The sequence below is a fragment of the Neisseria sp. HMSC03D10 genome (assembly GCF_001807625.1).
Lineage (GTDB): Bacteria > Pseudomonadota > Gammaproteobacteria > Burkholderiales > Neisseriaceae > Neisseria > Neisseria mucosa.
The window spans coordinates 70,138-82,834 of the sequence record NZ_KV789517.1; the positions used below are offsets into that span (position 1 = coordinate 70,138).

15 protein-coding genes and 1 tRNA gene are annotated in these 12,697 nt (G+C 51.1%); 3 read left to right on the forward strand and 13 right to left on the reverse strand.

Annotation, left to right across the window (positions count from 1 at the left end; translation table 11 throughout):
- The first annotated feature begins 130 nt into the window (after positions 1-130).
- Together prfA and HMPREF3066_RS03975 are read left to right on the forward strand one after the other, a co-directional pair.
- The gene (gene prfA / locus HMPREF3066_RS03970) at positions 131-1,207 is read left to right on the forward strand and encodes a peptide chain release factor 1 (RefSeq protein ID WP_070440566.1); all 1,077 of its coding nucleotides are present in this window, start codon (positions 131-133) and stop codon (positions 1,205-1,207) included.
- 244 nt (positions 1,208-1,451) lie between these two features.
- Positions 1,452-2,459, forward strand: coding sequence for an FAD:protein FMN transferase (locus HMPREF3066_RS03975; protein ID WP_070440568.1), 1,008 nt, complete (start codon positions 1,452-1,454; stop codon positions 2,457-2,459).
- A gap of 119 nt (positions 2,460-2,578) precedes the next feature.
- Here the strand turns inward: HMPREF3066_RS03975 and HMPREF3066_RS03980 are convergent, their stop codons facing one another.
- From HMPREF3066_RS03980 to HMPREF3066_RS03990, 3 genes are all read right to left on the reverse strand, one after another.
- Positions 2,579-3,916 (reverse strand): sodium-dependent transporter, encoded by a 1,338-nt coding sequence (locus HMPREF3066_RS03980; RefSeq protein ID WP_083286397.1) that lies wholly within the window; start codon positions 3,914-3,916, stop codon positions 2,579-2,581.
- A 261-nt stretch (positions 3,917-4,177) separates the two neighbouring features.
- Positions 4,178-4,253, reverse strand: a tRNA-Ile gene (locus HMPREF3066_RS03985).
- A gap of 220 nt (positions 4,254-4,473) precedes the next feature.
- Positions 4,474-5,166 carry a cysteine hydrolase family protein gene (locus HMPREF3066_RS03990; RefSeq protein WP_321178903.1) on the reverse strand — a complete coding sequence of 231 codons (693 nt, stop codon included), beginning with the start codon at positions 5,164-5,166 and terminating at the stop codon, positions 4,474-4,476.
- A 186-nt stretch (positions 5,167-5,352) separates the two neighbouring features.
- On the opposite strand from HMPREF3066_RS03990, the gene HMPREF3066_RS12745 reads away from it, so the two are divergent.
- Positions 5,353-5,601, forward strand: a complete 249-nt coding sequence (locus HMPREF3066_RS12745; protein ID WP_141743170.1) for a hypothetical protein — start codon at positions 5,353-5,355, stop codon at positions 5,599-5,601.
- 36 nt (positions 5,602-5,637) lie between these two features.
- On the opposite strand, the gene HMPREF3066_RS03995 is transcribed toward HMPREF3066_RS12745, so the two are convergent.
- The 10 genes from HMPREF3066_RS03995 to HMPREF3066_RS04040 form a co-directional block, all read right to left on the reverse strand.
- On the reverse strand, positions 5,638-7,593 hold the full coding sequence (locus HMPREF3066_RS03995; protein WP_070440570.1) for a Pycsar system effector family protein: 1,956 nt from the start codon (positions 7,591-7,593) through the stop codon (positions 5,638-5,640).
- Between the two features lie 220 nt (positions 7,594-7,813).
- Positions 7,814-8,098, reverse strand: coding sequence for a PepSY domain-containing protein (locus HMPREF3066_RS04000; RefSeq protein ID WP_049230090.1), 285 nt, complete (start codon positions 8,096-8,098; stop codon positions 7,814-7,816).
- 157 nt (positions 8,099-8,255) lie between these two features.
- Positions 8,256-9,032, reverse strand: a complete 777-nt coding sequence (gene tatC, locus HMPREF3066_RS04005; protein WP_040667953.1) for a twin-arginine translocase subunit TatC — start codon at positions 9,030-9,032, stop codon at positions 8,256-8,258.
- 8 nt (positions 9,033-9,040) lie between these two features.
- Positions 9,041-9,715 carry a Sec-independent protein translocase protein TatB gene (tatB, locus tag HMPREF3066_RS04010; protein ID WP_070440573.1) on the reverse strand — a complete coding sequence of 225 codons (675 nt, stop codon included), beginning with the start codon at positions 9,713-9,715 and terminating at the stop codon, positions 9,041-9,043.
- A 3-nt stretch (positions 9,716-9,718) separates the two neighbouring features.
- Entirely contained in the window at positions 9,719-9,922 is a 204-nt protein-coding gene (gene tatA, locus HMPREF3066_RS04015) for a Sec-independent protein translocase subunit TatA (protein ID WP_003679438.1), read from the reverse strand.
- A gap of 45 nt (positions 9,923-9,967) precedes the next feature.
- Positions 9,968-10,291, reverse strand: coding sequence for a histidine triad nucleotide-binding protein (locus HMPREF3066_RS04020; RefSeq protein WP_003740880.1), 324 nt, complete (start codon positions 10,289-10,291; stop codon positions 9,968-9,970).
- Between the two features lie 185 nt (positions 10,292-10,476).
- Positions 10,477-10,800 carry a phosphoribosyl-ATP diphosphatase gene (locus HMPREF3066_RS04025; protein WP_070440576.1) on the reverse strand — a complete coding sequence of 108 codons (324 nt, stop codon included), beginning with the start codon at positions 10,798-10,800 and terminating at the stop codon, positions 10,477-10,479.
- Between the two features lie 136 nt (positions 10,801-10,936).
- Positions 10,937-11,335, reverse strand: coding sequence for a phosphoribosyl-AMP cyclohydrolase (gene hisI, locus HMPREF3066_RS04030; protein WP_070440579.1), 399 nt, complete (start codon positions 11,333-11,335; stop codon positions 10,937-10,939).
- A 99-nt stretch (positions 11,336-11,434) separates the two neighbouring features.
- Positions 11,435-12,202 carry an imidazole glycerol phosphate synthase subunit HisF gene (gene hisF / locus HMPREF3066_RS04035; protein WP_070440582.1) on the reverse strand — a complete coding sequence of 256 codons (768 nt, stop codon included), beginning with the start codon at positions 12,200-12,202 and terminating at the stop codon, positions 11,435-11,437.
- A 144-nt stretch (positions 12,203-12,346) separates the two neighbouring features.
- On the reverse strand, positions 12,347-12,664 hold the full coding sequence (locus tag HMPREF3066_RS04040) for a hypothetical protein (RefSeq protein ID WP_003756197.1): 318 nt from the start codon (positions 12,662-12,664) through the stop codon (positions 12,347-12,349).
- Positions 12,665-12,697 lie beyond the last annotated feature (33 nt).

Below are 12,697 nucleotides of genomic sequence, written 5' to 3' on the forward strand. Positions count from 1 at the left end.
AAGGTCGTCTGAAAAGTTTTCAGACGACCTTTCCAGTCATATCCTTTTGAATTTCCAACCAAACCCATTATAATAACGCCTCCTCGCGCCGTCGCGGACGACTCCCGACGGCATTTGTTATGGAAGAATTATGAAGCCGTCTATCTTAGAAAAACTACAACAACTCAGCGACCGACTGGAAGAAGTCACCCACCTTCTCGGACAGCCCGAAGCCACGTCCGATATGGACAACTACCGCAAGCTCACGCGCGAACACGCCGAATTGACGCCCGTGGTCGAAGTATTCCAAAACTATCAGTTGGCTCAAAGCGACTTGGCGGATGCCGAAGAAATGCTGTCCGACCCCGAAATGAAAGACTTTGCCGCCGAAGAAATCGAAGTGGCAAAAGCTAAAATCGACACGCTCGATACCGAACTGCAAAAACTGCTGCTGCCCAAAGATGCCGACGACGACAAAAACATCTTCATCGAGGTGCGCGCTGGAACGGGCGGCGACGAAGCCGCGCTGTTTGCCGGCGATTTGCTGCGTATGTACAGCCGTTACGCCGAGCGCAACCGCTGGCAGGTTGAAATCGTCTCCGCCAACGAAAGCGAGTTGGGCGGCTATAAAGAAGTCATCGCCCGCATCGTCGGCTTGGGCGCGTACAGTCGTCTGAAATTTGAATCGGGCGGCCACCGCGTACAGCGCGTCCCTGCCACCGAAAGCCAAGGCCGTATCCATACTTCCGCCTGCACCGTCGCCGTCATGCCCGAAGCGGATGAACTGGAAGACATCGAGTTGAACCCCGCCGACCTGCGCATCGACACCTTCCGTGCATCCGGCGCGGGCGGTCAGCACATCAACAAAACCGACTCCGCCGTCCGCATCACCCACCTGCCCACAGGCATGGTGGTCGAATGCCAAGACGGCCGCAGCCAACACGCCAACAAAGCGCAGGCGATGAAAGTCCTCGCCGCCCGCTTGAACGACGCGCAAAAACGCGAAGCCCAAGCCAAAGAAGCCGCCGAACGCAAATCCCTTATCGGCAGCGGCGACCGCAGCGAGCGCATCCGCACCTACAACTACCCGCAAGGCCGCGTGACCGACCACCGCATCAACCTTACCCTGCACAAGCTGGATTTTGTGATGGACGGCGACTTGGAAGAAATCACCAACGCCCTGATTGCCGAACATCAGGCTGAGCTTCTGGCGGCAATGGGCGATTGATGGAACGGTTGACGCTTGGTGCCAAAGCGTGAAGGCAGGCTTGATGGCGGGAAAACAAGTTCTGCCAAAACGTAAATCAAGCCTCAGCCGTCGCCCGCCGCCCTTTCCGTAACCATAAAATCCTATGCGGAAATGACGGCGCTCCTAAAAAGCCTTCCCATCGTCTTCAAACGCAAGCCCAGATAAACCGGTTTTCCCAGTCTTCCAACAATCCGTCCCTTTTTCAGACGACCCATCCCAACCCATGAACATCCCGCTCACCCGCCGCCGTTTTTTCGCCATCGCCGCCCTGACTGCCGCCGGAGCAGCCGCGCCCTTCCTCCTGAACCGCAACCGCCCTACCCCGTTACCAACTACCGGCGAACCCGTCATTTGGAAAGGCATCGCGCTGGGTTCCGGCGCCGAGCTCCGCCTCTTCGGCGTTGACCGCAAAGAAGCCGAAATCCTCGTCAACAAAGTCCTCGCAGAAGTCGCCCGCCTTGAAAAAATCTTCAGCCTCTACCGAGAAGACAGCCTGATCAACCGACTGAACAAAGAAGGTCGTCTGAACAATCCGCCGCCTGATTTCCTCGCCCTGTTGAGCATTTGCCGCGACATCCATGCCCTGACAGACGGCGCGTTCGACCCCACCGTCCAAGTGTTGTGGAACCTTTATGCAGACCATTTCCGCCGCAACCCGCGTGCCGAAACCCCGCCGTCCGAACCGGACATCCGGCGCACCCTCAAACTCGTCGGCTTCAAACACGTCGTCTTCGACCAAAAAGCCATCCTCTTCGAACAAAAAGGCATGGGCTTATCCCTCAACGGCATCGCCCAAGGCTACATCACCGACAAAGTCACCGCCCTGCTGCAACAACACGGCATCCGCCAAGCTCTCGTCGATATGGGCGAAATCCGCGGCTTCGACACCGACAACCAACGCACATGGAACGTCGGCATCCGCAATCCCCAAAACGAAGAAGCCACCCTCCTGACCATCCCCATGCAAAACCAAGCCTTCGCCACCTCAGGCGGCTACGGTACCGTGATGGACGAAGCCGGCAAGTTCACCCACCTCTTCGACCCGCGCACCGGTACTGCCACACCGCGCTACCGCAGCGTCAGCGTCATGGCGCCGACTGCCGCCGTTGCCGATGCCTTCTCCACCGCATTCTCCATCATGGACGAAGCCGCCATCCGTACCGCCGCCCGAGCCAAACAGACAAAAGTCTGGCTGGTCATGCCCGACAACCGCATCGAAACCCTAGCCTGAAGGTCGTATTTGGCAAAAAAGCAGTTTCTCCCGAATACAACAAAACTTAAAAGTAAAAAGGTCGTCTGAAAACCTCGAACCAAGATTTTCAGACGACCTTTGCCATTTCCGGACAGTTTTTAAATCAAGCCTAGAGAATTGATAAATACAACAACAATCGCCAAAGGTGCAACATAGCGCAACACCATCAGCCAAAGACGGATAATGGTTTGGGGAACGCTGCTGCCTGCACCGGCATTCACCAATACGGACTCCCTATCCTGAATCCACGCAGTAAACACGGCAACGCTCAATGCGCCAATCGGCATAATGACTGCCGAAATCAGGTAGTCCCACAAATCGAAAACGGTTTTTCCGAAGATTTTAAACTCACCCCAAACGCCGAAAGACAAGGCGGAGGGAATACCGACAATAAAAATTGCCGTACCAATCAACCAAGTATGGCGGCTGCGTTTACGCTCATCCTGACGAATCGTAGCGGCAATCACGGTTTCCAACATCGAAAACGCCGAAGTCAGCGTCGCAAACACCACCAACAGCATAAAGACGGCAAACAAAATCTGCCCCAACGGCATTTTCATGAACACGGCAGGCAAAACAACAAAAATCAAACCCGGCCCCTGACTTGGTTCGAATCCGAAAGCAAATACCGCCGGAAAAATAACCAGCCCAGCCAGCAGAGAAACCAAAAGGTTCATCCACATAATGATATTGCCTGAACGGAACATATCTTGGTCTTTACCCAAATAAGACGCATAAGTAATCATCGCAGACACGCCGATACTTAACGCAAAAAATGCCTGACCCAAAGCCGTAAGCATGGTTTGCGGCTTCAAATGCGACCAGTCGGGTTTCAGCAGGAAAGATACTCCTTCCATCGCCCCGGGCAGCGTCAATGAACGGACAGCCAAAACAATAAACAGGACGAACAGGCCCGGCATCAGGTAACGGTTTGCTTTTTCAATCCCGTCGGACACACCGCCTTGAACCACCCAAATGGTAATCAACATGAACAGCCCTTGATAAAACAACGACCCTACAGGACTGGAAATGGTCGCACCGAATAATGCCTCAAAATCCGCACCCGCATGGATTTCTCCGGTAAAGCTATGGACAACGTAGTTCAACACCCAGCCACCGACGACACTGTAAAAAGACAGCAAGATAAAGCAGGCTGCCACCCCCATACGCCCCACCCACGGCCATTGCGAACCCGGGCGCAGGGTCTTGAAAGAATCGATGGCATTTTTACCGCCCGTCCTGCCGATATAAAACTCGGCAAGCTGCACAGGTAATGCCACCAAAATCGTAAAAAGCAAAAACAGCAGGAAAAACACCGCCCCACCGTTTGTCCCCGCGGTGTACGGGAATTTCCAAATTGCACCCAAGCCGATTGCCGAACCTGCCGCAGCAAGCACAAAACCAAGTTTGGACGACCAAGAAACCGAATGATTCATGATTATTGTATTAAGAAATGTGAAGAGACCGCATTGTAACAAAGCGTAACTGCATATAGCACAACCATAATGGCCTGCTTCAAAATTTCGCACATAAGGTGCGCTTAAAAAGACAATTTTGAATAAAAAATCTGAGATTTTGTTTTTTAGATAAACATAAATACAAAAAATAGGCAATTTTGATATTTTATTTCAAACGAACACTACCATGATAAAAAGCACAAAAGAAAAAGCCCGGACATTTGTCCGGGCTTCGGTAATTGGTGGGTCCGGTGGGGTTCGAACCCACGACCAAGGGATTATGAGTCCCCTGCTCTAACCCCTGAGCTACAGACCCTCAAGAGAAGAGGTATATTGTATCATAAAATATTATAGAGACAAGGATCGCTTGGCTTTTATCGCCGTATATTTTATCCATAAATACCTTGCCTCAAGTCGCCTGAAAACAAAAATTACACTTTCAGACGACCTTTTCTCATGCATACCATATAATTCAAAAAAACAGGCCGCTAAAAGCGACCTGAAAAACTCTTGCAGCTGGGAGTGATAGCAAGAGGTTACGACACTTTAAACCAAGCTTCGTTAGCATAACGGAGCATTTGTTCGGGAATCTCTTCGGCGTTGCTGACAACAGAGATACCGGATTTACGCATTTTATAGACAGCCTGAATGGTACTTTCAGGTGCATAGCCATGGCATGCGGCAAGATTGACGATAATGTGCAGGCTGTCGTTGTACCACAATAATTGTTCGGCGGTACGGCTGATTGCTTCTTCCGTTGCCAAACCGCCGATAATGACAGTATCTGCTTTTTCTGCATAAAGCCATTCAATCAAACCGGTGCTGCGGGCTTCATTATCATCATGGAAGCATGCACCAAAACCATTCTCCCCGCCTAATTCGATTACATGGTCATAATCAGCAGATGCCGGCAAACCATCCAGCAAATTTGCACCACGGCAACCGCCTGCACACTGGCTGAAATAGCCACCTTCCCGCGCAAACATAATTCCGTTGCGTTTAACGACTGCGGCGCAAATACTCTCCGGATCGATATTGACGTTCTCAACCAAAATACGCTTATCTGCAATAGATGCTTGGCGGTTTAATTCTTTAACCATATTTTCCGGCTGATGCAGGAAATGGTTGGCATTGGCTGCCATGCAGGTAAAGCGGAATTGAGGTTGAATATCGATAGCAACAGTCGTCATGATGTGACTCCACAAAAAACCAGATAAATCCGGAAACACTTCCTCGATAAATGGCTCTTATCGAAGATAATCGGTATATTTATGATGAACGGTATAATATCAGGATAATCGGCAAATCACCAGGAATATTTAACAATTAGTAACAATTTATTCCGTAAATATCTATTTAGTAGAATTCACCCTCAAAAATCTCACAAAAAATATCAACTCAATAAGCATAAATGTTTGAAATTTATTTTTGTTTTAATCCCCCTTATTACCTCCTCCTCAACTTTTGCCTTCAATTTAATATTGACCAAAAAACAACAGAAAGAGAAAAATGCAGTTATTTTTTTTGACTTAAATCGAATTTTTCTTCATGAGTTAACAAAAAATCTTGCTAAAAAAATTAAAAAGCATAGGACAAACGGCAATCATTCCTCCTCCAACCAACAACCCAAAGCCACAAATATAAAAGGTCGTCTGAAACCTTAACCCTCAGTTTCAGACGACCTTTGATCAGCTTTAAAATTACTGTTTACCGAACTGGCTGTAATCCACCAACATATACTTGGCAGTAATTTTCTGCGAAGCGTTGCCTTCGTCGCCCATCAGAATCATCTGCAGCTTGCCGTTGACCGTAATCGAATCGACGGCTTCGACGTTGGTGATGTGTTGCAGGTTGGGCAGGGAGATTTTTTGCGGTTCGTCGGTCGGGTTGCCGCTCCAAGTCCACAGTTGTGAGAATTTCTGCCCGTTTTCGTCCTTCACTTCGTTGGCGATGACGTAGTTTTTCAACACCGGGTCGTAGTTGATGGAACGGATACCGCCGCCGTCGATGTCGAGGATGGCGACTTCGTCAAACTCAGGCTTGGCGTTGCGCTCGAACACGTCTTTCGGATTGCTGATGAATGCCACCAGCGCCATATTGTTGAACTCAGGATCACGGAAGCCCAAGACGAGGCGTTTCTTCACAGGGTCGAACGCCATGCCTTCGATATTGATTTCTTCAAAGGAAACTTCGGCTTTGGTGCGTTCGCGGATGAGGTCGTGCAATTTGTGGTCGGTTTCCAAAACCTGCGTCAGATTGTCGTAGCTGGTCAGTCCCAACACATTGCCGTCTTGGATTTTAAAGCGCATCAGGTGTTCTCGGTCAGGCGAACGGTTGCCTTTGCGGGTACGCGAGTGCGAAGTGAGCGCGTAGATAAAGCCTTCATCGTCGCGCGCCAATGCTTCCAAGTCGCTCAGGCGGCGTTTGAAGCCGGTAATCACGCGCGTATCCAAGGCTTCGTCTTCGATAAATCTGCCGGACGGATCGATGCTGACGATGCTGAATGCGTGGTTCGGTTCGTCTTCGGCAATCAGCAGTTTGCCGTCGGGAAGCTGTTGCACGGCAGATGGCTCGTACACGCCGTTGAACATATTAATACCCAAAGAGCGCAGCTCTGCCGCATTGTTGGCGGGTTGGGTCAGCAGCGAAGGCAGCGTCTTCACGCCGATAAACGCCGCCAGCGAAGCCAAAAGCCCCCAACGGAATACGGCATAAGACAAGTTGATGTATTTGAACTGTTTGTCCGCCAGCAGGCCCAGCCAGTAAAGATGATCACTCATCTTTTGATAGACTTGTTTGCGGTCGCCCATAATCTCCTGCATCATTTCCCAATATTGGTCTTTTTGCACCTTCACACGGTCTTCGTAAATCAGGATATTGGGCTGGCTGCCGCTGAAAAAGCGCGTTTGGGTGCTGCTGAGGCGGGTTCTCAAATCACGCAGTTTGGCGCGCCCGCGGAAGAAATCCTTAACCCAAGCGCGCGCCGCCTGCATTTTGCCGATACGTTCGGGCGAAGCGGACAGCAGCGCGAACACGATGGACGCGGCGGCAGTAATCATAAACGTACTCGCCGGAATCAGAAATTCAGGCGACGATGAGAAAATAAATGCGCCCGAAATCATCAGCGCAGACACGATAAAACCGTTGAGTGAAATCATAATGTTCGCCTTGGTCGCCGCCAGCGCGAGCAGCTCCATCTCCGAACGCACGGCGTTGCGGAACATGGTTTCCACGCCTTTGTTTGTACCCAAAAGATCGGAAGGCGGCACATCGGCGGCTTGTTTTTTCTTCTTCGCCTTGTCCTTTTTGTCTTTCTTTTTCTTTTTGGGCTTTTCAGACGACGTCTCAATGTCTTCAAAGATGATGTTATCCGTCACGGCCTCTTCGGCATTGCTGTTTTGTTGATGGTCTGCCGTTTCAGACTCCGAAGCTTCTTCAACTTTTAAAGTTTCTTCAGCTTTCACGGCTTCTTCAATGTTTACAGCTTCTTCAGTTTTTAAGGTTTCTTTAGCTTTATCAAACGCTTCTTCTGAATCTTCCCAAACTTCGGAAACAGGCTGCGGCGCATCGGGGTCGGGGCGTTCGAAAGGTTTCTCCCAGTTAGAAACCATATTTTGCGGCTCTTGCCCTTTTTTATTTTTATCGTGGAAATCCATGTTTATCCTCCGTTTGAGTAAATCAATTTAAATGGAAAGGGAAAAGCGTTTTTTAGTTCCTCTGATTCGGGGAATTTACACAACGTCATACATTATCGATAAAAACATTACACTTCTTGGGATAATCATGTTTGTAATGATAAAGTCGGCAATCCAAGTTTCCCTTCAACAAAAACTGCCGCCAAACGGGCAGTTTGCGGCAGTTGTAACGCATCGTTTATCAGTAGTCGATACGCTCTTTGATGATTCTCAAGTCGGGGTAAGACAATTTGATGTCGTATTCGCGTCCGCCTTTGTAGGCTTCTACGTCCAATACAGGTCTGCCGCGATAGTCGTCGGCGTCGATGTCGTGAACGCGATAGCCGCGTTGCTCAAGCATTCTGATGGCTTTAGTACGGTTTTGTTCAAAATTTCTGTCGCTGTAAATTTGGTGTTCGATGTAATCGTTGGCACCTGCGACAGCAGCGGACAAAGCGACGATGGCGGTCAATAATAATTTTTTCATGTTCGACTTCCTTTCGAAATGTGTCATTGGGGTTTTGATGGGTGTATTTAAACACGGCAAAATTAGCAGTCATTTAGCACTTCGTTAAACGTAGTAAAGGTCGTCTGAAACAATTCAGACGACCTTTTAATATTTACGCTCTCCATTGCAGGCTGATTTAAGTTTCTGCGGGCGGAAGGGGCGAGTGTTCGTCGGTTTTGTCCGATTTGGGTTTGGCAAAGCGGCTGCACCAGATACCTGCTTCGTAAAGCAAGATAAGCGGTACGGCAAGCAGGGTTTGGGAAATCACGTCCGGCGGGGTAATGATGGCGGCAACGACGAATGCGCCGACAATGACGTAGGGTCGTGCGTTTTTGAGTTGTTCGGTGGTTACGACGCCGATTTTGGCAAGCAGGACGACGACGACGGGGACTTCGAAAGTCGTGCCGAATGCGACGAACATGCCCAAAATAAAGGACAGGTATTTGTCGATGTCGGTCGCCATGTTGACACCGACGGGGGTGATGCCCGCGAGGAATTTAAAGATGACCGGGAAAACGAGGTAGTAGGCAAACGCCATGCCGACAAAAAACAGGCTGACGCTGGAGAGGACGAGCGGGGTAATCAGTCGTTTTTCGTTTTGGTAGAGGGCGGGCGCAACGAATGCCCAGATTTGATAGAGCGTGTGCGGCAGGGAAACGAGGAATGCCGCCATCAGTGTCACTTTCACCGGTACAAAAAACGGCGCGATGACGTCGGTGGCAATCATGCTGGTGTCTTTGGGAAGGTTCACCATCAATGGTTCGGCAACGAAGGTATAAAGCTGCTGGGCAAACGGCATCATGCCGAGAAAGCAGACGACGATGCCGATGACGATCCACATCAGGCGGCGGCGCAGCTCGATAAGGTGTTCGATAAGAGGTTGGACGGGTTGTTCGTTTTGAGGTTCGGACACCGGTTTACTCACTTTTTACGGACGCGAAGTTTGGGTTTGGCATGAAATTTCGGACGCAGGTCGCGCTTGCGGTTCATCGCTTGTTTTTTGAGGGAAGTGATATGCAGCACGGGCGCGTCTGCGGAAGTGTCGATATAGCTGACTTCTACGGCATTGGAAACCGGAGCGGCGCTGCCGGTCAGGTATTCGCGCCATGCGCGGTCTTGTTCGGATTCTGCAGGCATGTCGGTTTCGACGGCATCTGTCGTAGTGTCTGCTTGCGGCAGAGCGTTTTCAGACGACGTGGAAACAGCCGGGTCGTCTGAAACTTCCGTGCTTAATGAAGGAAGCGGGTTGCCGTGTTCATCCAAACCGAAATCGGCAGGCGTGCGTTGCGCCGGCAGGCGTTCCCAAGGTTTGAGTCCGTCGGAAATGTCGTGCAGGTTGTCCTGCATATCCGTACCGGTTTCTTTGAGGCTGTCGCGCACTTGTGCGGCGGCGGCTTCAAATTCCTGTTTGGCTTTGCGCAGCTCTTCCAATTCGACTTGGGTGTTGAATTCCTGCTTGACGCTGCTGACGAGGCGTTGCAGCTTGCCGATGAGCCGTCCGGCGGCGCGGGCGGCTTCGGGCAAACGCTCGGGGCCGAGTACAATCAGGGCGACGATGCCGACTAAAAGCAGCTCGCCCAAACCGAAATCAAACATAGATTATGCTTTGTCTTCGTCTTTTTTGTGTTCGATGACTTCGTCTTTTTTGGCATCTTTGCCGTCGGTACCTTCGTTCAGGCCTTGTTTGAAGTCATGCACGGCTCCGCCGAGGTCTTTACCGACGTTGCGCAGTTTTTTGGTACCGAAAACCAAAACAACGATGATTAATACGATAATCCAGTGCCACAGAGAGAAGCTACCCATAATAAATCCTTGATATAGTTGAAAATGGATGGTGGGAATGTTGGTTTACGCAGGCGTACCCATGATGTGGATATGCAGGTGGAACACTTCCTGCCCGCCGCCTTTGCCTGTATTGATCAGGGTTTTGAAGCCGTCGGTCAAACCTGCCGCTTCGGCGATTTGAGGGACTTTCAACATCATTTTGCCCAAGAGGGTTTGATGTTCGGGCGCGGCGTGTGCCAGCGAGTCGAAATGGACTTTCGGAATCAGCAGCAGATGAACCGGCGCGGCGGGGCGGATGTCTTTGAAGCACAACATCTCGTCGTCTTCGTACACGGTTTGCGCCGGAATGTCTTTGGCGGCGATTTTACAGAAAATACAGTTGTCCATAATGGCTCCGAGGTCGTCTGAAAACGAGCGCAGCGAGTTTCGCTAAAACGAGCGCAGCGAGTTTCGCTAAAACGAGTACAACGAGTTTCGCTAAAACGAGAGAATAGAGTTTCGCTAAAACGAGTGCAGCGCGTTTCGTCAAACAGACGGCAGAAAAACGAATAAGGTCGGATTGTAATATAAATTCAAGACTCTTTGCGAGAGGCTTTTTCCGCTAAGCCTGATAAACCTTGACGGCGCGCAAGCTCGTTGACGACATCTTCGGCACGCAAACCGTGGTGCGCCAAGAGAACCACGGTGTGAAACCATAAGTCGGCAACTTCGTAAACGAGGTGTTCGCCGCCGCCGTCTTTCGACGCCATCAGGACTTCGCCCGCTTCTTCGATGACTTTTTTGAGGATTTTGTCTTCGCCTTTGTGCAGAAGCTGGGCAACGTAGGAAGCTTCGGGATCACCGCCTTTGCGGGAGTCGATGGTATTTTGGATTTGGGTGAGGATGGTGTCGGTCATGGGATTTTCGGCTTTGAAGGATAAGGATTATTCGGATAAGGCATAGGTTTGCCGGATTTCGGGCGATTGTTCTGACAACAAACAATCATCAACCCGATTTTTAGCGAAACTCGCTGCGCTCGTTTTCAGACGACCTCTAAGGATGCGTATGCCCATAAATGGCTTCTTCGTCTTTCAACACGGCATCAACCGTCTGCCATGCGCCGTCTTCCCAGACTTTGTAGAAACAGCTTTCGCGTCCCGTATGGCAGGCGATGCCGCCATTTTGGTCTATCAGCATCACGATGGCGTCGCCGTCGCAGTCGAGGCGCAATTCGTACACCTTTTGCGTGTGCCCCGATTCTTCGCCTTTCATCCATTGTTTTTGGCGCGAGCGGCTGTAATAGTGGGCGAAACCGGTTTCTACGGTTTTTTGCAGCGCCTCGGCGTTCATCCATGCGACCATCAATACGCGGCGGGTCTGCCTATCTTGGGCGATGGCGCAGACCAAGCCTTTTTCGTCGAATTTGACGGCTTCAAGCAGGCTGTTATCCATATTCGGCATCCTTATTTATTTTGACGAAACTCGTTTCACTCATTTTAGCGAAACTCGCTGCGCTCGTTTTCAGACGACCTTGAGTCAATCAAGTTCAACTCACAGCCGCACTTCGATTCCGGCTTCGCGCATGGCGAGCTTCGCATTGCGGATACTGACTTCGCCGAAATGGAAAATACTGGCGGCAAGCACGGCATCTGCTTTGCCTTCTTTGATGCCGTCAATCAGATGCTGAACATTGCCGACACCGCCGGAGGCGATGACGGGAATGTCGACTGCTTCGCTGACAGCGCGGGTCAGCGGCAGGTTGAAGCCTTGTTTCGTGCCGTCCCTGTCCATGCTGGTGAGCAGGATCTCGCCTGCGCCGCGCCGCTGCATTTCAACCGCCCATTCGACTGCGTCCAAGCCGGTCGGCGTGCGCCCGCCGTGGGTGAAGATTTCCCAGCGGGTGTTTTCGGGATTGACGGCTTTGGCATCGACGGCGACGACGATGGCTTGCGAACCGAAAAATCCGGCGGCTTCGTTGACTAAATCGGGATTGGTAACGGCAGCGGTGTTGATGCTGGCTTTGTCCGCACCGGCATTGAGCAGGCGGCGGATGTCGGCTACGGTGCGTACGCCGCCGCCGACGGTCAGCGGAATGAAAACTTGTGAGGCAACGTCTTCGATGACATGCAAAATGGTGTCGCGGTTGTCGGAGGAGGCAGTGATGTCGAGGAAGGTCAGCTCGTCCGCACCTTCGTCGTTGTAGCGTTTGGCGACATCGACGGGATTGCCCGCATCGCGCAGGCCGAGGAAATTCACACCTTTGACGACGCGGCCGTCTTTGACGTCGAGACAGGGGATGATGCGTTTTGCCAGTGCCATTTTGAATGCCTTTCCAAAACTAGGAATGAGGTCGTCTGAAAGTGGGTGCAGCGGGTTTCGCTAAAACCCATACAACGGATTCCACCCAAACGGACAATCCGTTTCAGACGACCTTACAAATCATTGATACCGGCAAGGCAGGTGTTACGCCAGCCAGTTGTGCACCCATTTGGGCAGGTGTTGGAGCAGTTGGAAATAGCCGACGCCTGCAATGGCGGCGAATACGCAGGAAGTCATAAAGCTGCCGCTGAAGCGTCCGACGATATAAAACACTGTGCTGGCAAATGCCCATAACGCGCCGTTAAACACCATCCAATAGGTGTCGATCATCGGCATATCGAACGCGGAAAGCTGGCGGACGAGGATGGCGATAATGGTAAATCCCAAACCTTCGCTGACGGCGCGTACGTTGCGGCCAGACGACCAGATAATCCAAAAGCCCAAAATAAATGCTTCAAACATGAAATACCCCTTGAAAAGTAAATAAAACTAGTG